This is a genomic window from Micromonospora humidisoli (assembly GCF_016900955.1).
GTDB lineage: Bacteria > Actinomycetota > Actinomycetes > Mycobacteriales > Micromonosporaceae > Micromonospora > Micromonospora wenchangensis.
Genome location: NZ_JAFEUO010000003.1, coordinates 462,128 through 487,745, shown reverse-complemented (window position 1 = coordinate 487,745; position 25,618 = coordinate 462,128). Strand labels below are relative to the sequence as shown.

The following is a 25,618-nucleotide window of genomic DNA, read 5'->3' as shown; positions in this document are numbered from 1 at the left end:
GGAGCGGCGGGCGGTTGCCGCTGCGCACCGGCTGATCGCGGTCAGCCGGTACGGAGTTCCTCGACGGCGGTACTCATCCGCAGGAAGAGCAGACCGACACCGACCGTGACCAGCACGGCGACCAGGGCACCCGCGCCGACCCAGGCGAGTTGCGCCCACGGCAGCTCGGGTGTCACCACGACCTCGGGCACCCACACGGTGCGCAGGGCCGACGGGTCGGCGCACCGCACGGCGTCGCCCGTGCACACCTGGAAGGAGTGTGCCCCGTAGGTGCGTGGGCGGCCCGCGACGCCCCAGATGAGCAGCAGGCCGCCGGCGAGCGCCACTACGATGGCCGGCACCGCCGGGGCCAGCGCCTGCCACCCGACGGACCGGCCGATCACGCTGCGGGGGACCCCGGAGGCGACCAGCGCCGCGTACGTCCGGCGGCGGGCGACGATCCCCTCGACCAGGGCGACGACCAGGCCACCGGCGGCCAGCGCCACGGCCAGCTGGGCGGCCCGGTCGACCAGGTCCATCGTGTTCAGGTAGAAGTCGTCACTGCCGGCCAGGCCCTGGCCGGTGGCCCGGTTCGCCGCCATGTCGGCGATCATCGAGGCCCGGAGCCCGGCCGCACCCGCCCCCACGATCACCGCCGCCAGCAGGGCGGCCAGGGTCCGGCTGCCGGCCCACGGGTCGGCGGTCAACCGACGGGCGGCCAGCAGCACGGCCGCCCCGCGACCCCACCGGTGCAGCAGCCGCCCGGCCGTGTACGACAGCCAGCCGGTGCCGACCACCACCCCGACCAGCGCGGCCAGCGCACCGCCGGCCAGCAGCGCCGGCTCCAGCAGCGCCGGTGGGTCCTGAGCACGGTCGGCGTACCACCTGTTGATCGGGGCGAGTAGGCCGAACGTGGCCGGCCCGGCCACGATCAGCAGCCCGGCCCACGGCCTCGGGGCACGTTCCCGGCGGGTCCGCCGGACCACGCCGAGCGGGGTCGCGGTGACCCGGCGCAACAGGACGACACCGACCAGCCCGGCCAGCACCGGCAGGCCGAGCACCACCGCCGCGATCACCGGCGGCGACGGCAGCACGTCGGTGGGCAGCGGCAGCAGCCCCCGGGCGTCGGGCCGGTGCAGCAGCACCCGGCCCACCAGGTACGTCCCCAGCCCGACCAGGGTGCCGAGCAGGCTGGCCAGCCCGGCCTCCACCGCGACCAGCCCGGTCACCTGCCCGGGGGTGGCCCCGGCCAGCCGGAACGCGGCGAGTCGCCGGTCCCGGGCCGGGGCACCGAGCCGCACGCACTGCCCGGCCAGGGCGAGCACCGGCACGGCGAGCAGCAGCAACGCGACCGCCGTCCCGCCGCGCAGGCCCGGCTCGCGCAGCAGCGCGTTGGTGTACTGCTCGGAGTTGTTGCTGCCCCGTCCGCCGGGTGGGGTCGGGATGGCCAGCACGGTGAGGGCAGCCAGCCCGGCGAGGCTGGCCAGGGCGGCGCTGAGCGCGGTGAGCACGACTCGGGCGGTGTCGGTGCGGTTGCCGGCCAGGGCGAGCCGCAGCGCGGCGCCCGGCCTCACCGGGGGTCCGTGCCGGGGCCGGCCGCCGGGAGCGGGACGAGGGTTTCGTCCAGGCCGAGGCCCGTCGGGTCGACCACGCCGTCGCGGAGCATCACCTCGCGGTCGGCGTACGCGGCGATCCGGGGTTCGTGGGTGACCAGGACGATGGTGGTGCCCTGTTCCCGGGCGAGCTGGACGAGCTGGGTGAGGACCTCCTCGCCGCTGAGCGTGTCGAGGGCACCGGTCGGCTCGTCGGCGAAGATCACCCGGGGCCCGGTGACCAGGGCGCGGGCGGTGGCGCAGCGCTGCTGCTGCCCGCCGGACATCGCGCCGGGGCGCACGTCGGCGAGGTGCCCGACGCCGAAGCGGTCCAGCCATTCGCCCGCCGCCCGCCCTGCTTCCCGCCGCCCCGTGCCGGCGAGGAGCAGGGGCAGGGCGACGTTCTCCGCCGCGGTCAACTCGGGGACGAGCTGACCGAACTGGAACAACACCCCGAACTCGGTACGGCGCAGCCGGGACCGCGCCGCCTCGGGCCAGGTGTCGATCCGCTCGCCGTTCCAGCGCACCGCCCCCTCGTCGGGGCGCAGGATGCCGGCGAGGCAGTGCAGCAGGGTGGACTTGCCGCAGCCACTGGGTCCAGTCACGGCGACGATCTCGCCGTCGGCGACATCGAGGCTGACGCCGCGCAGGGCCGGTGTCGGGCCGTACGACCGGACCACGTCGCGGGCCTGGAGTCGGCTCACGGGTGCACCTCCCGGTGCCAGTCGGCGACGCGGGCCAGGGTGGTGCGCAGCCACCTCAGGTCGGCGTCGAGGTGAGCGACGGCGTAGTCGACGGCGACGACGTCATCGAGGGTGGTCGAGGGTGCCGTCTTGACGGCGGTAAGTTCGCGCAGCCGGTCGGTGTGCGCCCGCGCCTGGGCGATCAGGTAGGACCGGGCCGCGTTGAGGTCGGCGACCAGCAACGCCACCGCGACCTTGGTGAACAGCGCGCTGGTCACGTACGGCATGGGTGGCTCGACGGCGGCGAGCCAGCCGGCGAGCGCGGCCCGGCCCTGGTCGGTGAGCGCGTAGGCGGTCCGGTCGGGGCCGGCCTCGCGTTCCTGACCGGCGGTGACCACCAGGCCGTCCCGTTGCAGGCGCCCCAGGGTGGCGTAGACCTGGCCGAAGGCGAGCGGCTTGGCCCGGGGCAGCCGGGTGTCGTGGGCGCGCTTCAGCTCGTAGCCGTGCCGGTTGCCGGCGGCCAGCAACCCGAGCAGCACGTGCGACGTGGACACCCGGCCAACTATTCATCCAGTGAATAGTTGATGTCAAGCAGCCCTCCAGGCCGGATCGCGACCGGTACGGCCGAGCAGCCGGTCCAGTTCGGTCCCGTCCGCCCCGACCGGCACCTCCGCGCCGAAGGCGCCCATCTGCCGGCCCATCGGGCCCATCTCGTCCATGAAGCCGTGCAGCGCCGCGATGCTCTCCCGCGCCGGCTGGTACGGCTGGCCGGTGGCCCGCGCCAGGTCCCAGCCGTGCACCACCAGGTCCACCACCCCCATCAGGCCGATCGTCGACCGGAGCAGCCCCATCGCCGGCGCGACGCCCTCCTCGCTGGCCGGGTCGTCCCAGGCCACGACGAGCTGCTTCACCTCAGTGGCGAACCGGTCCCGCCAGCCCGGCTCGGCCACGTGATCGGTCTTGACCGACCAGTCCGTCTCCTGCCCGGCGGCGAGGCGTTGGAAGTTGACGGCCACGTCGTACACGTGGTTGATCAGTCCGCGGACGTCGTACTCCGCGCACGGGGTCGGCAGGTCGAGTTGGTCGTCGCCGACCGCCCGGACCAACGCCACGGTCCGCGGGACGGCGGCGGCCAGCAGCTCACTAGTCTTCGTTGGCATACGGCCAGCGTATGAAGGTGGTCTTGAACGAATGCGACAGCCACGCGCGGATGCCCGGGGCATCCTCGATCCGGCCCGGCTCCGCCGGGAGTTGCGGTTCCGGCGGCACCTGCCGGACCCCGCGCTGCGCCCGTGGGTGGAGCACTACTGGCTGGTCGACTGGGCGCTGACCACGCCGTTCACGCAGCAGGTCGTGCCGCACCCGGCCGTCAACGTGGTGTTCCGCCGCGACGCCGCCGACCCGGAGACCGCCGAGGTGGCCGGGGTCGGCCGCACCCTGTTCACCGTCACCCTGGCGGGCACCGGAGCGGTCAGCGGCATCCAGTTCCGGCCCGGGGGTTTCCGCCCGTTCTGGCGTCGCCCGGTCTCCGGTCTCACCGACCGGCACGTCCCGCTCGACACCGACCCGGCCGCCGCCCGGACCGCCGGGGCCGCACCCCGCTGCGAGGGTACGGACGACGAGCGTCACCGCGCGTTGGACGCGTTCCTGCTCGGCTTCGCGCCGCAGCCCGACCCGGCGACGGCCGAGGCGATCGCCCTCGCCGAGGCGATCCGCACCGACCGCAGCGTGCTGCGGGTCGACGACCTCGCCCGTCGGCACGGCCTGTCCGTACGGCGTTTGCAGCGGCTCTTCCTGGACCACGTCGGCGTCGGCCCCAAGTGGGTGATCCGTCGCTACCGCCTGCTGGAGGCGATCGAGCAGGCCGCCGCCGGGAGGCCCGACTGGGCCGCCCTCGCCGCCGACCTCGGCTACAGCGACCAGGCCCACCTGGCCCGCGACTTCGCCGCCGTCACCGGCCGCACCCCCACCGGCTACGCCCGCTCCCTGCGCTGAACTCCCGCCCACCCGGGACCGACGGCTCGCACTCCGAGCGACGTCGGCCCGGGAAGCGCGGAGGATCGGCGGCCGGCACCGCCGCCGAGCGTGTGCCCGCGTGCGTGCGTGCGCTGCGCACCGGCACCGCACACGCCGCGCCGCCACCCCGACCGGTCCTGACGGCGGCCGGTCCGGCAGCGGCCCAAACCACCCGAACAGGCAACGTCGAGTAACCACTACCCTTCCCTGCCCATATCCCGCCCGCATCCTTTGCTCTGCCGCCATCGAAGCGACAGCTACTCACCGTGCCGGACGGAACGTCACGGCACACTTCAGGCAGTTTTCGACGTCGCAGCTCAGCGCACTGTTGCGGATAGAGCAGCAGAGCAAAGGATGAAGGAGGGAGTTGGTAGGGGTCGGTCTGCGACTACGGTGCGCAACATCGAGCGCGGGCACGATTTGACCACTGAAAGTAATCACGGCAGTGGTCGGGGTGGCCCGGGCTCGGTGGCACGGTGGAGGTCACCGGACTACCCGCCCAGGGCCCGCATCGGGGAGAGAAGCCTGGGGCAACGGGCCGGGAGTCGAGGCACAGCGACGAGCCCGGCGCACGAGGGCACCATCAGCGGCGGCGGACCGCCACCACCGCGACGTCGTCGTGGATCTCCGGCGGGGCCAGCTCGACCAGGAGCCGCTGGCAGAAGCCGTCCAGGTCGGCGTCCACCACCGTCGCGCAGGCCGCCAGCGCGGCCAAGCCGTCGTCGATGGTGGTGTCCCGCCGCTCGATCAACCCGTCGGTGTAGAGCACCAGCGTCGCCCCCGCCGGCAGGATGAACTCCAGGTCCTCGGGGCGGTCCGCGCGTACCCCGAGCAGCGGGGCCGACTGCTGGACGAACTCCACCCGGCCGTCCACCGTCACCAACGCCGGCAGGTGCCCGGCACTGGCCAGCCTGATCCGACCCGTCGACGGGTGCAGCAGCAGGATGCACAGGGTCGCCAGCTCGTTGCGCAGCAGCGTACGCATCAGCACGTTGAGCCGGTCCACGATCACCCCCGGCTGGTGCCCCTCCACCGCGTACGCCCGCATCGCGTGCCGCAGCTCGGCCATCACCGTCGCCGCGTGCAGCGAGTGGCCCGCGACGTCGCCGATCGCCACCAGCAGGTGCCCGTCGAGCATCACCAGCTCGTAGAAGTCCCCGCCCACCTCGGTCTGCGCGCTGGCCGGCTCGTAGCGGACCGCCAGATCGAGGCCCGCCACGTCGGGCAGCCGGCGGGGCAGCAGGCTCCGCTGGAGGGTGACCGCGATCCGGTGCTCCTCGTCGTGCGAGCGCTGCGCCTCCACCGCCGAGGCGACCGCCTGGGCGAGCTGCACCAGCACCGGCGTCCGGGCGGTCTGGGTGGCGGTGGGCACCACCACGTACAGCGGGGCGCGGTCCTCCCGCAGCTTGGCCGCGGCCACGGTCACCGTGTCGTCGGCCGGCCACCGCACCAGCCCCCACCCGTCGGGGGCGTCCACCCGGACGGTCGCGCCGGTCGGCACGCCGGTGTCGTCGACCACCCACGGCACGATCTGCGCCGCCGCCCCCGGACCGGCGGCGATCCCGGCCAGGCACTCCCCGTCGAAGGTCTCCGCGACCACCGCCGCCGGACTGCGGAAGATCTGCGCCGCACCCGCCGCCGCCTCCTGCAACAGGCGGGCGAAGGTGGACGCGGCGTGCACCGCCACGGTGGTGTCGGCCAGCCCGGTGAGCCGCTCGGCGAGCAGCTCGGCCCGTTGCCGCGCCTGGTAGTAGCGCAGCACCGCGTGCGCGGTGGCGACCAGTTCCTCCGGCTCGATCGGCTCGGCCAGGTAGGCGTCCGCGCCCCGGGTCAACCCCTGGGTCCGGTCCACCACGTCGACCGCGTGCGCGGACACGTGGATCACCGGGATCGCCGGATGGTCCGCCTTGATCCGCTCGCAGACCTCGAAACCGCTCAGATCAGGCAGCCGGACGTCGAGCACCACCAGGTCGATCGGGTCCACCCCGACCCGGGCCAGCGCCTCGGTGCCGTTCTCCGCCTCCCGCACGGTGAAACCCGCCCGGGTCAGCCAACTCACCAGCAGGTAGCGCTTGGTGGGACTGTCGTCGACCACCAGGATCGTCGCCGGGGCGCCGGCCACCTCACACTCCCGCCACAGGTAGGTCCACCGTGAAGCTGCTGCCCCGGCCCGGCTCGCTGGCCAGCTCCAGGGTGCCGCCGAGCAGCGTGACCAACCGCCGCGCGTACGGCAGGCCGAGGCCGGTGCCGCTGCGCCGGCTGGTCCCGGGCACCTGGTAGAACTCCTCGAAGACCCGTTCGTGCAGCTCGGCGGGGATACCCGGCCCGGTGTCCGAGACGCGGACGCGGACCCGGTCGCCGGCACGTTCGGCACGCATCCGAACCTCACCCCGCTCGGTGAACTTCACCGCGTTGTGCAGCAGGTTGCGCAGCACCTGGGCCAGCAGCACCTCGTCCGAGCGGAGCACCGTGCCCGGGGGCGGCTCCTCCACCACCAGCTCCACCTCGGAACGCAGGGTGAGCGCCCGCAGTGTCCCGCGCAGCTGCCCGAAGACCGCCCGCAGGTCGACCTGTGCCCACTCCGGCTCGATCCGGCCCGCCTCCGCCTTGGCCAGGTCGAGCAGGTCGTTGACCAGGGAGAGCAGGTCGGCGGCCGAGGACCGGATCAGCTCGACCTGCTGGGCCTGCTCGGCGGTGAGCGGGTCCGACGCCGAGTCGGTCAGCAGCCGCCCCAGCCCGATGATCGCGGTCACCGGGGCCCGCAGCTCGTGGCTGACGTTGGCCAGAAACCGGCTCTTCGACTCGCTCGCCGCGCGCAGCTGGGCCGACTTCTCGTCCAACTCGGCGTAGAGCGCCACCACGCCCCGGTTGGTCTCCTCCAGCTCCTCGGAGAGCTGGGTGTAGAGCGCCATCACACCCCGGTTGGTCTCCTCCAGCTCGGCATTCAGCACGGCCAGCTCGTCCCGCTGGCGGCGTACCTCGTCGAGCGCGGCGATGAGCTGCCCGTTCTGGGTGGCCAACTCGTCCAGGGCGCTGGCCGGCGCGCTGACGCCCAGTTCGGCCCGCAGCTCCGCCAGGCGCTGCGGAGTCAGCGCCGCGGCTGCGGTCGGGACACGTCGGGACATCCTCACGACGGTATCCCCCTGCACGTCCGCCAGTCCCAGGGTGTCCACCAACCGCGCCACCGCACCGGACTGCGGCTCGTACCGGTTGCCCGGCAACGGGCGCAGCGGGGCGAGGTCGACGCTGAGCAGCCGCCGGCCGTCCGGCTCCGTCACGCAGGAGAAGGTGACGTCCGCCCCGTCCACCGCGCGCAGCAGGTCCCGGGCCACCTCGCTGAGCGCGGTGGCGAACCGGACCTGGTCCTGGTGCTCCAGCCCGACCGCGGCGGCGACCTCCCGACCCCGCTGGCGTACGCCGAAGATGTCCTGTTCCACCCGCAACGCCATCCGCAGCAGGGGTTCACCGGCGGTCACGACGGAATTCTCGCGACCAGCACGCAGGCGTCGTCGCGGCGTACCCCGGCGTCACGCAGCAGGGTCGCCGCGACGACGACCGGCGCCCGCCCGAACAGGCCCGGATAGTCCTCGGCGCGCCACCGGTCCACCACCCCGTCGCTCTGCATCACCAGCGTCGCGCCGGGCGGGAACGGGTAGTCGTACCCGCGTACCGTCGGGCGCTGGTGACCGGCGATGCCGGGCAGCGAGACCAGCCCCCGCCGGGTGCCGTCCGGGGCCAGTACGGTCCCGGTGATGTTGCCCAGGCCGGCGTAGCGCAGCAGGCCCGCCGCCGGGTCCAGCTCCGCCACCGCCAACGCGGCCCCCCGGGTGTGCGACATCGCCCGGTGCAGGTGCGTCACCACCGCGGCGGGCGGCCCGTCCGGCGCGGACCGGAAGGCGGCCACGGCCGCCTCGGCGGCGACGTTGGCCAGCGGCCCGTGCCCCAGCCCGTCGCAGACGAGCACCTGGTGCCGGCCGTCCCCGGTACGCACCGCGTGGCTGTCGCCGCTGACCTGCTCGCCGGTGATCGGGCGGGTCAACCCCGCCGCCCAGGCCGGGGTGGCCGCGACCTCCTTCGCCCACACCTGCACCGCGAACACGGTGCCGTGTCCCGGCCGGGACCAGGCGTCGTACCAGCTGGCCTGCCGGGTGATGGCACCCAGCCCGATGCCCAGCGTGCCGGTGGTGGAGTGGCCGTCGCGGGAGGACACGGTCAGGTCGGCCATGCCGGGGCCGGAGTCGACGGCGACCAGTTCCACCCCGGCGGCGTCGGCGGTGCGCACCGGTCGCAGCAGCAGGACGCCCTCCTGGGCGTGCTTGACCAGGTTGCTGGTCAGCTCGGCGGCGACGATGGCCAGTTCGGCGACCCGGTTCTCGCCGAGGCCGAGCTGCCCGCCGAGGCGTTCCGCCGCGCGGCGTACGGTGCTGGCGGCGCTGCCGCTCTCCACCCGGTACCAGTGACCCGCGTCCGGCACCACGTCGTGGGTCATCGGGACCACTTGGTGACGGTGATCCGGGTGCCCTCGCCGGGGGCGGTCCGGATGTCGAAGTCGTCGACCAGCCGGCGGGAGCCGCTCAGACCGAGGCCGAGGCCGCCACCGGTGGTGTAACCGTCGGTGAGGGCGAGGTCCAGGTCGGCGATGCCCGGTCCGGAGTCGGCGAAGACGATCCGCACCCCGCGTCGCCGGCCGTCCTCGACGACCGTCACCTCGGCCGTGCCGCCGCCACCGTAGATGAGGGTGTTGCGGGCCAGCTCACTCGCGGCGGTGACCAGCTTCGTCTGGTCGACGAGGGAGAGCTTCGCCGCCACCGCCACGGTACGCACCAACTGGCGGACCCGGACGACGTCCTCGTCGCTGCCGATCGCCTGGGTCTTCGGGCCCAGGTCGACTCCCGCGGTCATGGCGATGTCGCCGCCGTCCCGGACTCCACGTCCTCGGGGTCGTCGTCGTACCCGAGGTCGTCGTCGCGGGTCGCCGCGATCAGCTCCATGCCCCGCTCCACGTTCAGCGCGGTACGGATGCCGTTGAGCGACAGGCCCAGCTCGACGAGGGTGATGGCGACCGCGGGACGCATCCCGACGACCACCGTCTCGGCGTCGAGCACCTTGGAGATCGAGGCGATGGTGGAGAGCATCCGGCCGACGAACGAGTCGACGATGTCCAGCGCGGTGATGTCGATGATGACGCCGTGGCAGCCGGTCGCCACGATCCGCTCGGCCAGGTCCTCCTGGAGGGTGACCGCGGTCTGGTCGGACATGTCGATCTGGATGGAGACCAGCAGGATGTCGCCGATCTTCAGGATCGGCACCCGTTCCATCACACCTCCCGGCGGGGGTGGCGGCGGGACGTCTCGACCCCGGTGAGGCGCAGCACGTGCCGCAGGGCGTCGGCCAGGCTCGCCTTGGTGGCGATGTCGCCGAACTCGATGCCGAGCGCGACGATGGTCTGCGCGATCTGCGGGCGGATGCCGGAGATGATGCAGTCGGCACCCATCAGCCGGGCAGCGACCACCGTCTTGAGGATGTGCTGGGCGACCTGGGTGTCGACCGCCGGCACCCCGGTGATGTCGATGATCGCGTACGGCGAGCCGGTGTCGACCAGGGTCTGGAGCAGCCGTTCCATCACCACCTGGGCGCGCGCCGAGTCGAGGGTGCCGACCAGCGGCACGGCGACCACGCCGTCCCAGATCTTCACCACCGGGGTGGAGAGTTCGAGCAACTGCTCGGCCTGGTCGGCGATCAGCCCCTCGCGGGTCTGCACGTAGGTCTCGAAGGTGAGCAGCCCCATCCGGTCGACCAGGCCGGTGAAGTCCAGGATGTCCCGCAGCGAGAGTTCCACGCCGTCGGTCTCGGCCAGCTCGACCAGGACGTCCTTGAGGGCGTAGATGCTGATCGCGGTCTCGGTGGCGGTGAAGCTCTGCCGGGCCCGGCTGCGGGACAGGTCGGCGAGCACCGCCCGCAGCTCGCCCGCCTCGGGCGTCTGGAGGTCGGCCAGGCCCGCACCGCCGGCGTTGACAATGCTAGCGTGCAGTTCCTGCACCTGGAGGCGCAGCTCGGCCTGGCTCAGCCGACCGCGCAGCGAGGCGGTGACGAGTTCGGTCCACCGCTGCACGACCCGCTCACCGTGCTCACTCAGCAGCCCGACGAGCCGGTCGCCCCCGTCTGCGGTCAACGCCATGGTTACCTCCTGTGAGCTGGGCCGGCCGGACTCTATCACCGGAGGCAGACCCGGTAGTTGCCGCGCGGCAAAGGAATGATCGCTCCCACCGGAACCGCTCCCGTTCTGCGTGTCCCCCCGTTCGTGGGATACCGTTCCACCGATAACAGGAGGTCTGAATGTCCCTGACGGTGCACACGGAACAGCGCGGCGACGTGGTCGTCGTGTCGGTCGCGGGCGAACTCGACATGGCGACCGCACCGCAGCTCCAGGACCAGATCACCGACCTGCTCGACAAGGGTCGCAGCCGGTTGGTGTTCGACCTGGCCGAGGTGTCGTTCTGCGACTCGACCGGGTTGTCGGTCTTCGTCCGGGCCAAGAACAGCTGCGACGAGGCCGGCGGCGTGGTCCGGTTGGCCGCCCCGCAGCGTGGCGTGCTGCGCATCCTGGAGGTCAGCGGCCTGGTCGAGGTGCTGCACACCTATCCGACGGTCGACGAGGCCGTCGCGGGTGACCCCACCCCTGCCTCGTCCTGACCGGTTTCCTCAGCGCTCGTCCTCGATGAATCGGGGACGGGCGATCACCATGCCCGCGGTCGTCTGCACCGCCAGCGCGCCGAGCAGGAAACCCATCGGCGCGGTCCAGCCGCCGGTCGCCTCGTAGAGCACCCCGACGAGCAGCGGGCCGAGCGCGGCGATCACGTAACCGGTGCTCTGCGCGAAGGCGGACAGCGCCACCGTGCCGTCGGCCGTACGGGCCCGCAGCCCGATGGTGGTCAGGATCAGCGGGAACGCGCCCTGGCCGAAGGCGAGCAGCAGCACCCAGAGCAGCGCCCCGCCCCGTGGCGCGAACGCCAACCCCAGGTAGGCCGCCGCGGAGAAGGCGGTCAGTCCGAACACCAGCGGGCGCAGCGTCCGGAGCCGGCCGGCCAGCGTCGGCATCAGCAGGGCCACCGGCACCCCGAGCGCGGTGACCCCGGCGAGCAGCAGGCCGGCGCTCTCCGGCCGGAAGCCGGCGTCCCGGAAGAGCTGCGCCAGCCAGCCCATCACCGCGTACCCGCTCAGTGACTGCGCGCCGAAGTAGACGGCCATCGCCCAGCCGAGCCGGGTGCGGGCCGGCCGGACCCGGGCGCGGGCGGCCGGGACCGCCGTCGGGGTGGCGGCCCGTCGGGCGGCGCGGGCCCGCAGCGCCAGCGGCACCCACGGGAGTACGGCCACCGCCGCCAACGCCGCCCACACGCCGAGCCCGGCCCGCCAGGAGCCGAAGGCGTGCGCCACCGGCACGGCGGAGGCGGCGGCCACCGTCGTGCCGGTGGTCAGCGCCATCGTGTACGCCCCGGTGACCAGCCCGGTCCGGTGCGGGAAGTGCTGCTTGACCAGCATCGGCAGCAGGATGTTCGCCACCGCGATGCCGGCCAGGGCGAGCGCGCTGGTGAGCACGAAGACCGTCGTCGAGTCGGTGAGCACCCGCAGCAGTTGACCGACGGTGAGCGCGAGCATCGCCACCACCAGCACCCGGGCGGCCGGCCAGCGCCGGATCAACCACGGGGTGAGCGCGCCGAGGCCGGCGAACGCGATGGTGGGCAGGGTGGTGACGAACCCGGCCATCGCGCCGGAGAGCCCGAGTCCGGTGCGCACCTCGTCGAGCAGGGCACCGAGGCTGGTCACCGCGGCCCGCAGGTTGAGCGCGACCAGCAGCATCCCGACCAGCACCAGCGCGCCACCGGTGACCGGCGACGGGGTGCGGTGGGCCGGCCGGTGGGCGAGCGGCTCGGGTGCCTCGACGGCGGGAGCGGTTGGCGGGGTCATGACCTCGAACCTACAATCATGGGATGAATTTCGGCAGCTGGTGTAACCGGTGACACCGTCGGTCGATTCCCCACCCGTGCCCCCGCGCGGTCAGCGGGTGCAGCAGACCATCGAGCAGCTCCGGGGGCGGATCCTCGGCGGCGAGTGGCCGGTCGGCGGGCGCATCCCCACCGAGCCGCAACTGGTGACGGCGCTCGGGGTGGGGCGCAACACCGTCCGCGAGGCGGTCCGGGCGCTGGTGCACGCCGGGGTGCTGGAGTGCCGGCAGGGCTCCGGGACGTACGTGGTGTCGACCGACGAGCTGGCCCCGGTGGTGGCCCGTCGGCTCACCGACGACCGGATGGCCGAGGTGGTCGAGGTCCGCCGGGCGTTCGAGGTCGAGGCGGCCCGGTTGGCCGCGCTGCGGCGTACCCCGGAGGACCTGGCGGCGCTCGACGACGCGCTCGCCGCCCGGGAGGCCGCCTGGCGGTCGGGCCGGGTCGCCGAGTTCGTGGAGGCCGACGTCGCGCTGCACACGGCGGTGGTCGCCGCCGCCCACAACGCCATGCTGGCCGAGTTGTACGCCTCGGTCGGCGCGGCGCTGCGCAGCACCGTCGCCTACGTGACGGGTGACTCCCTGCAACCCCAGCGGTACGTCGACCACAGCCGGCTGGTGGCGGCGATCCGGGACGGCGATCCGGAGCGGGCGGCGATCGAGGCCGGTGCTTTTCTGGAGCCCCTGTCCGGGGCATAGGTTGTCCCCGACGGAGAATCGGACGGCACAGGAGTAGGGATGCTCAAGGGCTTCAAAGACTTCATCATGCGCGGCAACGTCGTCGACCTGGCGGTCGGTGTCGTCATCGGCGCCGCGTTCACGGGCGTGGTCACCCAGCTGACCAAGTCGTTCCTCGAACCGCTGGTCCGGGTCGTCATCGTGCTGATCACCGGCCAGAAGGACGGCCTCAAGGGCTCGACTCCCGAGTTCCGGGGCATCCCGTTCGACTGGATCGCCTTCGTCAACGCGGCGATCACCTTCATGCTGACGGCGGCCGCGCTGTATTTCCTGGTGGTCTACCCGATGAACCGGCTCGCCGAGCGGCGCAAGCGGGGCGAGGAGCCGCCGCCCGCCGCGCCGAGCGAGGAGGTCAAGCTGCTCACCGAGATCCGCGACGCGCTGCTCGCCGGCGGGCACGCCACCCCGGGGCAGCGCGGCGCGCTGGACGACGTGCTCGGCCGGCGTCCGGAGCCGCCCGCCCCGCGCTGACCCGACCGGCGCACATCGGCCCCTGCGGATTCCCGCAGGGGCCGCTTTTTGTCGTACACATGTTCGATAGAGTCCGGCCATGGAGCAGCGTAGGCACTGGTGGAACGGCAAATGGGGACGACTGGCGCGGCGGGACATCTTCCTCCGCGTCGACGCCGACCGGTGGCACGTCGAGCAGCGGGCCGGCGGCGCGGAGGGCGTCTCCCAGTTCTACGAGTACGGCAGCGCCGACGAGGCCGAGGAGACCGTCCGGGCCCTGCTGGAGGGGACTGATGCCTGGCGGGAGTTGTCCCCGCGTCCGCCCGGTGCCTGGGGCCCGGCGGTTTAGCGGCGGGTGGGGCAGGGAACCGCCCGGGGATGGAGCAGCAGGGCATGGCAGAGCAGGCGGTCATCTCCCAGATCACCACCGGCATGCGGGTGGTGGACACGGTCGGGGTCGAGATCGGCACCGTCGACCTCGTCCAGCGGGGCGATCCCAACGCGGTGACCGTGCAGGCGTCCACCGCCGACCCGGGTGGCAGCCTGGACGAGCTGATCGAGTCGGTGGCCGTCGAGGAGCCGGACGTCCCGGCCGACCTCGCCGCCCGCCTGCTGCGCACCGGCTACCTCAAGGTCTCCACCGGACTGGCCCGCACCGGCGCGGTGTACGTGCTGGCCGACCAGATCGCCACGGTCACCGACAACCAGGTACGCCTGCACGTCCCCGTCGGCGACCTGCCCCCGGAGGAGTGACCCACCCGTTCCCCACCCGCCGTGGCACCGACGCACCGGCGGCATCCGCTGTGGGCGCGGAGCCCACACCTCGGCAGCGGTGCCACCAGGGCACCAGTACCTGTTGCGCTCCCTTTCGAGCTGACGGCGTCAACGAATCACCGGCCTGAGGCACGGCCCGGCAGCGAAGCCGCGACCGGTAGCCCGGGCGACCGGGTGAACGCACGGCCAGGAGACGAGCCGGCGAACGGATAAACGGACAGCCGGGAGACGAGCCGGCGAACGGATAAACGCACGGCCAGGAGACGAGCCGACGAACGGGTGAGCGGACAGGCGGGAGGTGAGCCGGCAGCCAGCATGGATGCGAACGAGTCGTTGACGCCGTCAGGTCGAAAGGACGCGCAGAGGTAGTTCCCCCTGGCTGAACGGTGGCCGAGGAGGTTCGGTGCGATGCCCTCCTGACGCGGGAGCGGGTGCCGGAAAGGCGGGCGGAACCGCGTCGCGTCCCGCCATCCCGGGTGGAGGCGTGGCGGTGGGGCGGTCGGACCGGTCGACCGGACCGTCAGGCGGCGGGAACGGGCCTGCGGCGGTGGAAGAGCAGCAGCATCAGGCAGCCGGCGAGCAGTCCCCAGAACGCCCCGCCCACGCCGAGCAGGCTCACCCCTGAGGCGGTGACCACGAAGGTGACCACGGCGGCCTCCCGGCTGCGGGGATCCGGAACGACCGACGCCCCCGGGGTCACCGACTTCCCGGTGCTGGTCAGGGCTGCGGAGAGGGCGCCGGCCAATGCGCCGAGCAGCGCGAGCCCGGCGACCGCCTCGATGAGCACCGGCGGGGAGAGCAGCACCAGCGTGGTCGCCGCGCCCGCGCCGAGCCCGAGCAGCGCCAGGCCGATGCCGGCGGTCACCGAGGCGATCCAGCGCCGGTCCGGATCGGGGTGGGCGTCGGGGCCGGCGGCGAGGGCGGCGGTGATCGCGGCGAGGTTGACCGCGTGCCCGCCGGTGGCGGCACCGAGCGCACTGGCCAGCCCGGTGGCGCGCAGCGCCGGGGCGAGCGGCGGCCGGTAGCCGAAGCCGCGCAGCACCGCCGTGCCTGGCACGTTCTGCGCGGCCATGGTGACCAGGAACAGGGGCAGCGCCAGGCCGACCACGGCGGGCAGGGTGAACGTCGGCACGGTCGGCGACACCACCGGGCGCAGGTCACCGGGGCTGACCCCCACGCCGGTCGTGGTCAGGGCGATCACCACCGCCGCCGCCACCAGCGCGGCGGGGACCGCCCACCGGGGGGCGAACCGGTGCAGCACCAGCCAGGTCAGGATCACCGGGGCGGCCAGGACCGGCACCTCGACCAACGCGCGTACCGGGGCGGTGCACAGCGGCAGCAGCACCCCGGCCAGCATCGCCGCCGCCACCGGGGCGGGGATGGCGGCCACCGCCCGGCCCAGCGCGGGGAAGAGGCCGGCGGTGACGATGAGCAGCCCGCACAGCGCGAAAGCGCCCACTGCGGCGGGCCACCCGCCGGGGACCGGCCCGGTGGCGACCAGCAGCGCCGCGCCCGGCGTGGACCAGGCTATCGCGATCGGCATCCGGTGCCGCAGGCCGAGCCAGGTCGCGCAGATCCCGGCGGCGACGCTCACCGTGAGCAGCCCGGAGGCGGCCTGCGCCTCGCTGGCGCCGACCGCCCGCAGCCCGGCGAGCACGACGGTGAACGAGCTGGCGAAGCCGACCACGGCGGTCACCACGCCGGCCAGCACCGGTTGCAACCGATCCCCCACCACACTCCCCCTCGCACCCGGCCACCCATCGTTCCGTTTACGGAACAGCGGCGTGTAGCACCATAGCCGGATGACCCCGTCCCGCCCAGCCCGCCGGCCCGCGCCCGACACCGACGCCGGGGCGGTCGGCCACCGGCTGCGCGCGCTGCGGATCGAACGCGGTGTCTCCCTCTCCACGCTGGCCCGTAGCGCCGGGGTCGGGAAGGCCACCCTCTCGGCGCTGGAGAACGGCACCCGCAACCCCACCCTGGAGACGCTCTACGCGATCACCGCCCAGCTCGGCGTACCGCTGGCGGCCGTACTCGCCGGGCCCGCCGCCACCCCGACCGTGCGGGGCACCACGGTCGTCGCCACCCTGCTGGAGTCGTTCACCGACACCGACGCCAGTTACGAGCTGTACCGGCTGCGGGTCCGCCCCGGCGGGGAACAGGTCTCCCCCGCCCACCAGCCCGGGGTCACCGAACACGTGACGGTCTTCGCCGGGGTGCTCCGCGCCGGCCCGCTCGACGCCCCGCTGACCGCCGCCGCCGGTGGCCACCTACGCTGGACCTCCGACGTACCGCACGGCTACGCCGCCCTCGGCGACGAGGAGGTCGCCGCCAGCCTGCTGCTGCGCTACCCCCGCACCTGACCCGCGCCGGGCACCCGGTGCTGCACCGCCCAGATCGCCGCCTCGGTACGCGACGCCGAACCGGTCTTGCGCAGCAGGTTCGACACGTGCACGGTCACCGTCCGCACCGAGATGCCCAGCGCCCGCGCGGCCTGCTTGTTGGACATCCCGGCGACCAGGCAGCCCAGCACCTCGACCTCCCGGCCGGTCAGCTCGGCCTCGGGTGGGGCGGTGGCCCGGGGCGACGGCATCCGCAGGTGCTCCGGCAACGGTTCCCGGACCAGCGCCTCCAGCCCCCGGCCGGCGTGCACCGCCAACAGCTCGGTGAGCGCGTACGGGTTGCCGCCGGTGCGTTGCCAGACGCCGGCACAGACCCGCGCCGGGAGTGGGCTGTCGCCGTACACCTGGGTGAGGATCTCGGCCACCTCGGCGACGCCGAGCGGGCCGAGGTGCTGGCGCACCGCGCTGCGTACCCCGCAGAGGCGGGCCAGGACGCGGCGGGTGAGGTCCGGTGCGACCGCGTCGGCCGGCGGCCGGCTCGCCACCACCAGCAGCGCCGGCAACTGCGGCGCGGTGGCCAGCTCGACGACCAGGTTGAGGCTGGCCGGGTCGAGGTCGTGCAGGTCCTCCACCACCAGCACGGCCGGGCCCGCACCCACCAACGATCTGACGGTACGCACGGCGAGCCGGAGCAGCGTGCCGGGGGCGTACCGCTCGCGCGGCGCGGCCGGGTGCTGGGCCAGCCAGGCGAGCGCATCGGACGGCAGGTCGAGCACGCCGACGTCGCGGACGCTGAGCACCGCCGCCAGCCAGTCGTAGGGGGCCGGATCGTGCACCCGTGCCGTCCCGGTGAGGATCACCGCCGGCCGCGGGGAGAGACCCTCGACGGCCGCCGCGACCAGCCGGCTCTTGCCCACCCCGGCAGCTCCGGTAATGACCGTGACGGCGGGTGCCGACCGGCCCGTACCGGCCACGGTGGACCACGCCCGGTCGAGCTCGGCGAGCTCTCCGACGCGACCCACCATGGACACCGGGATCATTTCTCCCACCCTACGTACTAGTGCGTAGAGACGGAGCGAGGGTGTATCCGGCAAGCTTGTCCCATGACGCTGATCCTCCGCTCGGCCATCCTCAACGACGTCGGCCTGGTCCGCACCAACAACGAGGACTCGGCCCTCGCCGGTGAACGCCTGGTCGCGGTGGCGGACGGCATGGGTGGGCTCCCCGCCGGCGAGGTGGCCAGCGAGATCGTCATCCGCATCCTGGACGAGCTGGTCCCACCCACCGGCACCGACGAGGCCGCCGAGGCGCTGCGGGCCGTGGTCTCCACCGCCAACCGGCGCATCCGGGCGGCGATCTCCGCCGACCCGGCCCGCGAGGGCATGGGTACGACGCTGACCGCCGCCCTGCTCGCCGGGGACACCCTGGTCCTCGCCCAGGTCGGTGACTCCCGGTGCTACCTGCTGCGCGACGGGGAGCTGACCCAGCTCACCCGGGACGACACCTTCGTCCAGGCGCTTGTCGACCAGGGGGCGCTCTCCCCCGACCAGGCCCGCCACCACCCGCAGCGTTCCCTGGTCACCCGGGCGGTGCAGGGGGCCGACGCGCCCCCGGCGATCGGCGTGCTGACCGTCTTCGCCGGGGACCGGGTGCTGCTGTGCAGCGACGGGCTCTCCGACTACGTGGCCGACGAGGCGATCCACGGGGCGCTGGTCAGCTACCAGGACCGCCGGCACTGCGGTGAGCAACTGGTGAAGCTGGCCCACCAGGCCGGCGCACCGGACAACGTCACCGTGGTCGTCTCCGACGTGACCGAGGGCTGAACCCGGCCAACCGGGTTGCGGCCGACCGCCGGCCGGGTTGGGATGGACGGATGCTCATCCGTCGCCTGGCCGCCGAGGAACGACTGACCACCAGCTTCCCGCTCCAGGCGTACGCCTTCGAGGCGACCCCGCTGAGCCGGGAGCGGGTCGAGGCGTTCCACCGCTACCTGCCGTACAACAAGGGCAACCGGACCCTGGTCGTCGAGGAGGGCGGCGAGGCGCAGGCCACCGCCAGCGCGGTGCCGATGCGGCAGAACCTGCGCGGCGCGGTGCTGCCGATGGCCGGGATCGCCGGGATCGCCACCCACCCGCTGGCCCGCCGGCAGGGGTACGTGCGCGCACTGCTCTGCCAGCTCCTCGACGAGATGCGCGACGGCGGGCACCCGGTGACCGCGCTGTATCCGTTCCGGGCCAGCTTCTACGAGCGGTTCGGCTACGTGGGGCTGCCCCGGGCGCGTACCGTCCGGTTCTCCCCGGCCGACCTGGCCCCGCTGCTGCGGGCCGAGCTGCCCGGCACGGTGGGCTGGGAACGGATCGGCGTCGGCTACCCGCACTACCGCTCGTTCACCGAGCGGTGCCTGCGGGAGCGGCACGGTTTCGCGATCTTCCCCGACTTCCGGGACGTGGGCCTGCGGGACCGGGACGACAGATGGCTGATCACCGCGACCGTCGACGGCAGCGTGGTCGGTGCGCTCACCTACCGGATCGACGACCACGGGGGCGAACTGGTCGGCGACGACCTGCTCGCCGCCGACCCGTACGCCCGCGCCCTGCTGTTGCAGTTCCTCGCCCGGCACGTCGACCAGGTGGAGCGGATCAGCCTCCGGGTCCCCGCCGACGACCTGCCCGAGTTGTGGCTGACCGACCTTGCCGTGCACGTCGAGGCCCGGGTGTCCCGGCCCGGCTCGCCGGCACCGATGGCCCGCCTGCTCAGCGTGGACGCCCTCGCCGGGCTGCCCGCCGGGCCGGGCCGGGTACGGGTGGACCTGGTCGACGACAGGTGGCTCGCCGGCACCCACCTGCTCGACGGCGTCGACGGCCGGTTGGCGTTGGCCCCCGGCGGCAGGTCGGCGGTGACCGGCGGCGGCCCGGTGCCCACGGCGACGCTCACCGCTGCCGGGGTGTCCGCGCTGGCGTACGGGGTGCTCGACCCGGCCGAGGTGCACATCCGGGGGCTGGGCGAGGTCGGCCCGGAGGCGGCGGACGAGTTGCGTCGGCTGTTTCCCCGCGCGCTGCCCTACCTGTTCGCCGACTTCTGAGCGGCCGGCCCCGGCGGGGCTGCCGGGTCTGGTTGACGCGGTGCGGGGGCGGGTACGGTCCCCGGAATGCCGCAGTGGTTGCAAGCCGGGGCGTGGGGCCTGTTGGCCGGGTCCGCTCTCCTGGTCGGGGCGGCCGTCGGGTTCTTCCTGCCGGTGCCCCGCAAGGTCGTCGCGTCGATCATGGCGTTCGGTGCGGGGGTGCTGCTCTCCGCCGTCTCGTTCGAGTTGATCGCCGAGGCGCACGAGCAGGGTGGGCTGCTGCCGACCGCGATCGGCGCTGCGGGTGGGGCGTTGGCGTATACCGGGGCCAACCTGCTCCTCGCCCGACGGGGTGCCCGGCACCGGAAACGCTCCGGCGGGGAGCAACCCTCCGAGCGGGAGCAGCCCGGTTCGGGCTCGGCGATCGCGGTGGGCGCGTTGCTCGACGGCGTACCCGAGTCGGTGGTGATCGGCGCGAGCCTGTTGACCGGCGGCCCGGTCAGCTTGGTCACCGTCGTCGCGGTCTTCCTCAGCAACGTGCCGGAGGGCCTGTCGAGCGCCGCCGGCATGCGCCGGGCCGGCCGTTCCCGCCGGTACGTCTTCGGGCTGTGGACGGCGATCACCCTGGTCAGCGGGGTCGCCGCGCTGTTCGGCAACACCCTGCTGGGTGGCGCGCCCCCGGAGCTGCTGGCCACCATCACCGCGCTGGCCGCCGGGGCGATCCTCGCGATGATCACCGACACCATGGTCCCGGAGGCGTTCGAGGACGCCCACCTGCTGGTCGGCCTGATCACCGTCCTGGGCTTCCTGACCGCGTTCGCCCTCTCCCACGCCTGACGGACCCCATGCCTGACGACCCGGCGGCCGGTGGTGCAGGTCAGTAGGGGTCGCCCTGGCCGGGGACGCGGCCCCGGAGCAGGCCGGCGGCCCGGCCGGGCAGGTCGGCGACACCGGACATCGGCGGGCCGGCGGTGTGCGCGCCGTCGGCCATCCCGGCGAACAGTTCCCGCAGCGCGGTCGCCGCGTCGACCTGCGGCTGCCAGCCGAGTTCGGTCTCGGCACGGGCGCTGGACATCAGCGGCGCGGCGAGCCCCAGCTCGACCCAGCCGGCGTCCACCGGTTGCAGCCGCAGCCGCCAGGTCAGCGCGGCGGCGGCACGTAGCACCGGGGCGGCCACCGGCACCGTCCAGCCCTTGAAGTGCCGGGCCACCAGTTCCGGGGTCAGCACCGGGTCCGCGGCGACGTTGAACGCGCCGCGCGCCTCACCGAGGACCGCGCGGGCGTACGCGTCGGCGACGTCGTCGGCGTGCACCGCCTGCATCCGCAGCCGCCGGTTGGCCGGTACGAGCGGGATCCGGCCGTGCCGCAGCAGCCGTACCGGGGCCAGTGGTCCGAGGAAGTACCTGGTGATCTCGGTGCCGGCGTCCCGTTGGAAGATCAGTCCGGGGCGCAGCCGGACCACCCGGAGCTGCGGCTGGGCGGCCTCGACGGTGTCCAGCATCGCCTCGACCTCGGCCTTGTCCCGGCTGTACGAGGAGCCGGGCACCCCGGTCGCCGGCCACCGTTCGCTGACCGGGTGGTCCTTCGGGCCGGGCGCGTAGGTGCCGACCGACGAGGCGTACACCAGGGCGGGAACCCCGGCCCGGACGGTCGCCGAGATCACCGCGCGGCTGCCGCCGACGTTGGTCCGGTGCAGGGTGCGCTGGTCGTGGCTGGGCTGGATCTGCCAGGCCAGGTGCACCACCGCGGCGGCCCCCGCGAAGATCGCGGTGAGCTGGTCGACCGCGCCCGGCGCGCCGATGTCGCAGGAGTGCCACCGCACCCCGGCGTAGGGCGCGTCGGGGCCGGGCAGCCGGCGGGCGACGCCGACCAGGTCGAGTCCCGGTTCCCGACCCAGCCGGCGCAGCACCGCCGTGCCCACGTTGCCGGTGGCCCCCACGATCACGATCCGCATGCCGGGTCCGGTACCCGCTGGGCCGACCGCCAACCCCGCCGGGACGGATCGTGGGTCAGCCGCCGGCCGGGGTACGGGCCGGACCGTTGTCGACCAGCTTGAACGTGCTGCGCAACGGCGCGTCGCCCAGCTCTTCGAGGATCAGGCCCCGGCTGGGCGAGTACTGGAGGAACGCCGAGTCGTTGCTGATCGCGTACGCGCCCTTGCCCTTGTTGACGATGCTGAACAGCTGCGTCGGCTTACGCGAGTCGCAGGCCGTCCCCTCGACGGTGAGCGGTTTGCCGTCGCCGGGGTTGAGCACCTGCCAGCAGGCCGGGTCGTCGTTGGCGGGGTGGCCGTCGCGCCGGCCGTACGCCTTGATCAGGTACTTGCCGCCGCCGGCCGGCGTCGGGACGAACAGTTGGCGTCCGCTGTCGTCGTCGACCTCGACGAGCGAGCCGCCGTCCAGGGCCACCCCGGACTCGGCGGCCTGCACCCGGACGATGGTGACCTCCCGCTTGCCGGACAGCACCCCGCCGGCACCGGCCGTGGCAGACGGCTTTCCGGCGGGCCGGGACGGGCTCGCCGGGGGCGCGGTCGGGTCGGGCACCGTCGTGGCGGTGGGCGTCGCGGCGTCGGAGGGCGTCGCCGGCCCCGACGGCGTGGCCGTGCCCGACCCGGCTGGTGTCCCGCCACCGTCCCCGCAGGCCATCAGCGCCCCGGAGCACGCCAGCACCGCGACCCCGGTGATCCACTTCAACTTCGACATGCTGTGCTCCTCGGCCGGCGTTCCCGCGGGTGTCCGCGGGTTGTCCGCTGAGCTTGCCACCGGCGGTGATCAAGCCCAACGCGGACTGGACGCCCACGACCACCCGCCGGTTTCGTCATGACCGAGGAAGTGGGGATGACCGTCGACAACCCGACATACAGGTGATCAGTGAGTCACCATAAGTGACTGTCGCTATCGGAGAGTAACCCCGACCGGCCGCCCGAATCTCGTCGCCCAGCGTGCCATCTGCATGACTTTTTGCTGTACGAGCTGCTCAAACGCTTGATCATCGATCTCTAGAAAGATTGTGGACAGTGCGGTATCTACATTCGCCAGCCGCCACGGATAGTAATTGACAGAGTGAGGCGACTGGGGAGAACGATGAACGAAGCGCTGGCGGAGATGTTCTCCGGCTCCGAGGCGATGGCGGCGGCCCTGGTCGTCGCCGGGACGGCGGCGGGGCTGATCCGGGCCTGTGTCACGCACCGGACGCGGTTGCAGGAGGAACGTGAGGCGTCGACACGCACCGCCGCCCGGATGAGCGGGCTGGTCAGGCTCGCGGCAACGGGGCACGACCTGGTACGGATCGTGGAACGTGATCGTGACGGGCACCGCGAGGTGGAGCTCGGCGCCTGCGGCGTGCAGCGGTGCGAGACCCCGGGGGAGACCGCATGATCGAGGTCGAGGGCACTGCCGCCCTGACGCCCGAGCCGGCCGACAGGAGGGCGCTGCGTCAGGCGGACGCCGCCCGCGTGAAGGCGGAGCACGACAGGGAGTTCGCCGCCTTCGCGGAGGACTCCTACCACACCGTGGAGCGTGTCCTCCGCGCGGAGTGCCGGGACCGTGAGGTGGTCGAGGACGCACTCAACGAGGCGTACCTGCACGGGCGCGTCCAGTGGCACAAGCTCCGCAGCTACACCAGGCCGACCGGCTGGGTGATCGCCACGGCCCGGAACAAGATCCGCAAGGATCGCCAGCGACGTCAACGTGAGGCTGCGGTCGCGCCGGAAGACCTGCCCCCCACGCCACATCCCGACATCGCCGATGTGTGGGAGGCCCAGGAGGCGCTGCGGACCTGGTTGCACCAGCTTCCCGCGCGGCACGCCGAGGTGTTCCAGCTGGCACGCGAGGGTTTCACCAATCCGGAGATCGCCCGCCTCCTCGGGCTGACCGAGAACAGCGTTCGCTCCTACAAGGTCGCCGCCCGGCGGAGGTTGCGTGAGCTGGCCGAGGAGGCCGGCTACCCGGGCCCGGACGGCAACCGGCGGCAGGGAGGAAGCCGTGGATCTCGATGACGTCCTGGCGCTGGCCGAGACGAGCCGACCCGGTCCTCTCGAACTCGCCCGCGCTCGCCGCGTCGCACGCGCGGCGCAGGAACGCTATGACGCCGCGGTCGCGGGCGGCTACCAGATATTCGTCGACAGCGACCTCTATGACCCGCTGAGCGAAGACGTCGACGAGGTGACCCGGGTCGCCCGCGCCGCACAGTTGGCCAAGCAGGGCACGGTCACCTGGACGGCCGACCGGGTCCGGGCACAGGGGGCCGGACGTCTCTGCTGGTCGGACGAGATGGCGATGATCTTCGGACAGGCCCCGGGGACGGTCCACCTGACCCCGGAAACCCTCCTGCGGCTCGTCCATCCCGCAGACGTGGAACGGGTCCGCCATGCCGTCCGGACGGCATGGGAGCGGAGCATGCCTGACGACATCGGCTTCCGGGTCGTCCACCCCGGTGGCAGCGTCCGCCACGTACGTTGTCACCTCGAAGTCTTCAGCACTGCCGACGGGCCGGCGGGGATCATCGCCACGGGAGAGGACGTCACCGCAGTGGAACTGGCCCGGCAGGAGCGCCGTCGGCTCGCCATCCGCAGCGCAATGCTCTGTGCCGACCTGGCCGTGCCGGACACCGTGACCGGGCTGCCGACGCGTGGCTATCTCATCGACGAGGTGGACCGCGCCCGTCGGATCGGCGGTGGAACACTCGTGGTCGTGGCGACCGAACCGGCCACCCGGCTGCCCGACGCCCTCACCGACGACGACCACGACGAACTGGCGGCGGCGATCGCTCAACTGCTGCGCACGACCGTCGGCGACGACGCGACACTGGGTCTGGTCGGCTCCGGCCTGTGGGGGGTGCTCCTCGGCTGCGTCGACGGTCTCCCGGAGGCCGCCGAGTCGCTCGCGGACCAACTCGTGGACACGTTCCGCAGCCACCTGTTCGTCGTCCGCCGGAAGACCCTGCGCCTCAACACCTGGGCGGGCCTGGTGCACTTCGGCAGTGGCATCCCCGACACCGGGTTCGACCTCCTCGTCGACGGTGAGCACGCGGCCCGGGACGCGCGCCGCAACGGCACCACGGTCACGGTCCTCGATCAGCCGGTCGCCGCCGACGACCGGACCGCCCGGTGTCGGTCCCGGGTAAGGCGCGCGGTGTCGGCCAACAGGTTCACCCTCTATGCCCAACCCATCGTCGACCTGCGCCTCAACCAGGTCACCCGCCACGAGATCCTGCTCCGGGTGCGTAACGACATCGGTGAGCCCACCGCGCCCTGGGCCTTCCTCGACATGGCCGAGCGCGTCGGTGAGATCCTCGCCGTGGACAAGTGGGTCATCGACCACGCCCTGGCACTGATCGGCCGGGGTGCTCAGACTTCCCATTACCAGATAAATGTTTCCGGAAAGTCAATCGCCGATCCGGGCCTGCTCAACTATGTGAAGGAGGCGATCCGTCGGCACCGGGTCAAGCCGGAGTGCCTGACCTTCGAGATCACCGAAACCGCCCTGATCGAGAACCGTAACGAAGCTCTGGCGTTCGCCAGCGGGATCAGGCAGGCCGGCTGCCGCCTGGCGCTCGACGACTTCGGTACCGGATACGGGGCCCTCGCCCATCTGAAATATCTTCCGGTGGACCTGGTGAAGATCGACGGAATGTTCGTCGTCAACCTCTGCCGGTCACCGGCCGATCAGGCGGTCGTGTCGAAACTGGCGGAGCTGTGCCACAGCCTCGGCATCCACGTCGCCGCCGAGTACGTGCAGGACGAGGGGACCCTCGAACTCCTACGGAGCTGGGAGGTCGACTTCGCCCAGGGCTACGGGACCGGGCGGCCCGAGCCCATCCCGGCGAGCCCCAAGCCGCAGGCTCAGTCGATCGAACTCGAACTCGTGCTACCACCGCAACACACCGCAATGGGCTGAGCCCGGGGCCGGCGGGAGACCACCCGACCGCCTCGGGCGTTGCGCCGGTGTGTCGACCATCTCCCTTCTCGATCGCTGACCTGCACG

At 73.2% G+C, this 25,618-nt stretch carries 28 protein-coding genes; 13 read left to right on the top strand and 15 right to left on the bottom strand.

The window, feature by feature from the left end:
* Positions 1-41 precede the first annotated feature (41 nt).
* Genes JQN84_RS12975 through JQN84_RS12960 form a run of 4 tightly spaced genes read right to left on the bottom strand, consistent with a single transcriptional unit; the run spans position 42 to position 3,414 of the window.
* Positions 42-1,553, bottom strand: coding sequence for an FtsX-like permease family protein (locus JQN84_RS12975; protein WP_204958606.1), 1,512 nt, complete (start codon positions 1,551-1,553; stop codon positions 42-44).
* Positions 1,550-2,275 (bottom strand): ABC transporter ATP-binding protein, encoded by a 726-nt coding sequence (locus tag JQN84_RS12970; protein ID WP_204958605.1) that lies wholly within the window; start codon positions 2,273-2,275, stop codon positions 1,550-1,552. Before JQN84_RS12970 ends, JQN84_RS12975 begins: the two co-directional genes overlap by 4 nt.
* The gene (locus JQN84_RS12965) at positions 2,272-2,808 is read right to left on the bottom strand and encodes a PadR family transcriptional regulator (RefSeq protein WP_204958604.1); all 537 of its coding nucleotides are present in this window, start codon (positions 2,806-2,808) and stop codon (positions 2,272-2,274) included. The genes JQN84_RS12970 and JQN84_RS12965 overlap by 4 nt, the downstream gene beginning before the upstream one ends.
* Before the next feature lie 33 nt (positions 2,809-2,841).
* The gene (locus JQN84_RS12960; RefSeq protein ID WP_204958603.1) at positions 2,842-3,414 is read right to left on the bottom strand and encodes a TIGR03086 family metal-binding protein; all 573 of its coding nucleotides are present in this window, start codon (positions 3,412-3,414) and stop codon (positions 2,842-2,844) included.
* Between the two features lie 31 nt (positions 3,415-3,445).
* Here JQN84_RS12960 and JQN84_RS12955 point away from each other — a divergent pair, with 31 nt between their 5' ends.
* Entirely contained in the window at positions 3,446-4,249 is an 804-nt protein-coding gene (locus JQN84_RS12955; RefSeq protein ID WP_204958602.1) for a helix-turn-helix domain-containing protein, read from the top strand.
* Between the two features lie 604 nt (positions 4,250-4,853).
* On the opposite strand, the gene JQN84_RS12950 is transcribed toward JQN84_RS12955, so the two are convergent.
* The 6 genes from JQN84_RS12950 to JQN84_RS12925 are packed head-to-tail and all read right to left on the bottom strand — an operon-like array spanning position 4,854 to position 10,448.
* Positions 4,854-6,392: a SpoIIE family protein phosphatase gene (locus JQN84_RS12950; RefSeq protein ID WP_204958601.1), complete on the bottom strand. Its 1,539-nt coding sequence runs from the start codon at positions 6,390-6,392 to the stop codon at positions 4,854-4,856.
* A 1-nt stretch (position 6,393) separates the two neighbouring features.
* Positions 6,394-7,719, bottom strand: a complete 1,326-nt coding sequence (locus JQN84_RS12945) for an ATP-binding protein (RefSeq protein ID WP_204958958.1) — start codon at positions 7,717-7,719, stop codon at positions 6,394-6,396.
* Positions 7,720-7,742: 23 nt separating this feature from the next.
* Positions 7,743-8,759 (bottom strand): SpoIIE family protein phosphatase, encoded by a 1,017-nt coding sequence (locus tag JQN84_RS12940; protein WP_204958957.1) that lies wholly within the window; start codon positions 8,757-8,759, stop codon positions 7,743-7,745.
* The gene (locus JQN84_RS12935) at positions 8,756-9,172 is read right to left on the bottom strand and encodes an anti-sigma regulatory factor (protein WP_204958600.1); all 417 of its coding nucleotides are present in this window, start codon (positions 9,170-9,172) and stop codon (positions 8,756-8,758) included. The genes JQN84_RS12940 and JQN84_RS12935 overlap by 4 nt, the downstream gene beginning before the upstream one ends.
* On the bottom strand, positions 9,169-9,588 hold the full coding sequence (locus tag JQN84_RS12930; protein WP_204958599.1) for an STAS domain-containing protein: 420 nt from the start codon (positions 9,586-9,588) through the stop codon (positions 9,169-9,171). The genes JQN84_RS12935 and JQN84_RS12930 overlap by 4 nt, the downstream gene beginning before the upstream one ends.
* Positions 9,588-10,448, bottom strand: a complete 861-nt coding sequence (locus JQN84_RS12925) for an STAS domain-containing protein (protein ID WP_204958598.1) — start codon at positions 10,446-10,448, stop codon at positions 9,588-9,590. The genes JQN84_RS12930 and JQN84_RS12925 overlap by 1 nt, the downstream gene beginning before the upstream one ends.
* Before the next feature lie 158 nt (positions 10,449-10,606).
* Here JQN84_RS12925 and JQN84_RS12920 point away from each other — a divergent pair, with 158 nt between their 5' ends.
* Positions 10,607-10,963 carry an STAS domain-containing protein gene (locus JQN84_RS12920; protein WP_067310147.1) on the top strand — a complete coding sequence of 119 codons (357 nt, stop codon included), beginning with the start codon at positions 10,607-10,609 and terminating at the stop codon, positions 10,961-10,963.
* A 9-nt stretch (positions 10,964-10,972) separates the two neighbouring features.
* Here JQN84_RS12920 and JQN84_RS12915 read toward each other — a convergent pair whose 3' ends face one another.
* Positions 10,973-12,127, bottom strand: coding sequence for an MFS transporter (locus JQN84_RS12915; protein ID WP_239485408.1), 1,155 nt, complete (start codon positions 12,125-12,127; stop codon positions 10,973-10,975).
* 157 nt (positions 12,128-12,284) lie between these two features.
* Between JQN84_RS12915 and JQN84_RS12910 the strand changes: the two genes are divergently transcribed.
* The 4 genes from JQN84_RS12910 to JQN84_RS12895 all read left to right on the top strand — a co-directional run bounded on the left by JQN84_RS12910 (position 12,285) and on the right by JQN84_RS12895 (position 14,210).
* Positions 12,285-12,968 (top strand): FadR/GntR family transcriptional regulator, encoded by a 684-nt coding sequence (locus JQN84_RS12910; RefSeq protein WP_204958596.1) that lies wholly within the window; start codon positions 12,285-12,287, stop codon positions 12,966-12,968.
* Between the two features lie 39 nt (positions 12,969-13,007).
* Positions 13,008-13,478 (top strand): large conductance mechanosensitive channel protein MscL, encoded by a 471-nt coding sequence (mscL, locus tag JQN84_RS12905; protein WP_204958595.1) that lies wholly within the window; start codon positions 13,008-13,010, stop codon positions 13,476-13,478.
* 79 nt (positions 13,479-13,557) lie between these two features.
* On the top strand, positions 13,558-13,806 hold the full coding sequence (locus JQN84_RS12900; RefSeq protein WP_204958594.1) for a hypothetical protein: 249 nt from the start codon (positions 13,558-13,560) through the stop codon (positions 13,804-13,806).
* 44 nt (positions 13,807-13,850) lie between these two features.
* The gene (locus JQN84_RS12895) at positions 13,851-14,210 is read left to right on the top strand and encodes a hypothetical protein (RefSeq protein ID WP_204958593.1); all 360 of its coding nucleotides are present in this window, start codon (positions 13,851-13,853) and stop codon (positions 14,208-14,210) included.
* A 541-nt stretch (positions 14,211-14,751) separates the two neighbouring features.
* On the opposite strand, the gene JQN84_RS12890 is transcribed toward JQN84_RS12895, so the two are convergent.
* Positions 14,752-15,963 (bottom strand): benzoate/H(+) symporter BenE family transporter, encoded by a 1,212-nt coding sequence (locus JQN84_RS12890; protein WP_204958592.1) that lies wholly within the window; start codon positions 15,961-15,963, stop codon positions 14,752-14,754.
* Between the two features lie 70 nt (positions 15,964-16,033).
* Here JQN84_RS12890 and JQN84_RS12885 point away from each other — a divergent pair, with 70 nt between their 5' ends.
* Complete coding sequence (locus JQN84_RS12885) at positions 16,034-16,594, top strand: helix-turn-helix domain-containing protein (protein ID WP_204958591.1); 561 nt, start codon at positions 16,034-16,036, stop codon at positions 16,592-16,594.
* On the opposite strand, the gene JQN84_RS12880 is transcribed toward JQN84_RS12885, so the two are convergent.
* On the bottom strand, positions 16,579-17,613 hold the full coding sequence (locus JQN84_RS12880; protein WP_204958590.1) for a response regulator transcription factor: 1,035 nt from the start codon (positions 17,611-17,613) through the stop codon (positions 16,579-16,581). The two genes, JQN84_RS12885 and JQN84_RS12880, sit on opposite strands and share 16 nt — an antisense overlap.
* A 63-nt stretch (positions 17,614-17,676) precedes the next feature.
* Between JQN84_RS12880 and JQN84_RS12875 the strand changes: the two genes are divergently transcribed.
* The 3 genes from JQN84_RS12875 (at position 17,677) to JQN84_RS12865 (ending at position 20,471) form a co-directional block, all read left to right on the top strand.
* Positions 17,677-18,396 carry a PP2C family protein-serine/threonine phosphatase gene (locus JQN84_RS12875; protein WP_204958589.1) on the top strand — a complete coding sequence of 240 codons (720 nt, stop codon included), beginning with the start codon at positions 17,677-17,679 and terminating at the stop codon, positions 18,394-18,396.
* Positions 18,397-18,446: 50 nt separating this feature from the next.
* Positions 18,447-19,655, top strand: coding sequence for a GNAT family N-acetyltransferase (locus JQN84_RS12870; protein WP_204958588.1), 1,209 nt, complete (start codon positions 18,447-18,449; stop codon positions 19,653-19,655).
* 66 nt (positions 19,656-19,721) lie between these two features.
* On the top strand, positions 19,722-20,471 hold the full coding sequence (locus JQN84_RS12865) for a ZIP family metal transporter (RefSeq protein WP_204958587.1): 750 nt from the start codon (positions 19,722-19,724) through the stop codon (positions 20,469-20,471).
* Between the two features lie 40 nt (positions 20,472-20,511).
* Here JQN84_RS12865 and JQN84_RS12860 read toward each other — a convergent pair whose 3' ends face one another.
* Together JQN84_RS12860 and JQN84_RS12855 are read right to left on the bottom strand one after the other, a co-directional pair.
* Positions 20,512-21,588 (bottom strand): NAD-dependent epimerase/dehydratase family protein, encoded by a 1,077-nt coding sequence (locus tag JQN84_RS12860; RefSeq protein ID WP_204958586.1) that lies wholly within the window; start codon positions 21,586-21,588, stop codon positions 20,512-20,514.
* 55 nt (positions 21,589-21,643) lie between these two features.
* The gene (locus tag JQN84_RS12855; RefSeq protein WP_204958585.1) at positions 21,644-22,336 is read right to left on the bottom strand and encodes a hypothetical protein; all 693 of its coding nucleotides are present in this window, start codon (positions 22,334-22,336) and stop codon (positions 21,644-21,646) included.
* Between the two features lie 381 nt (positions 22,337-22,717).
* On the opposite strand from JQN84_RS12855, the gene JQN84_RS12850 reads away from it, so the two are divergent.
* From JQN84_RS12850 to JQN84_RS12840, 3 genes are read left to right on the top strand one after another with little or no spacing between them, the layout of a single operon-like run.
* Complete coding sequence (locus tag JQN84_RS12850) at positions 22,718-23,011, top strand: hypothetical protein (RefSeq protein WP_204958584.1); 294 nt, start codon at positions 22,718-22,720, stop codon at positions 23,009-23,011.
* Positions 23,008-23,631 carry an RNA polymerase sigma factor gene (locus tag JQN84_RS12845; protein WP_204958583.1) on the top strand — a complete coding sequence of 208 codons (624 nt, stop codon included), beginning with the start codon at positions 23,008-23,010 and terminating at the stop codon, positions 23,629-23,631. Before JQN84_RS12850 ends, JQN84_RS12845 begins: the two co-directional genes overlap by 4 nt.
* The gene (locus JQN84_RS12840) at positions 23,618-25,531 is read left to right on the top strand and encodes an EAL domain-containing protein (protein ID WP_204958582.1); all 1,914 of its coding nucleotides are present in this window, start codon (positions 23,618-23,620) and stop codon (positions 25,529-25,531) included. The genes JQN84_RS12845 and JQN84_RS12840 overlap by 14 nt, the downstream gene beginning before the upstream one ends.
* Positions 25,532-25,618: the final 87 nt, after the last annotated feature.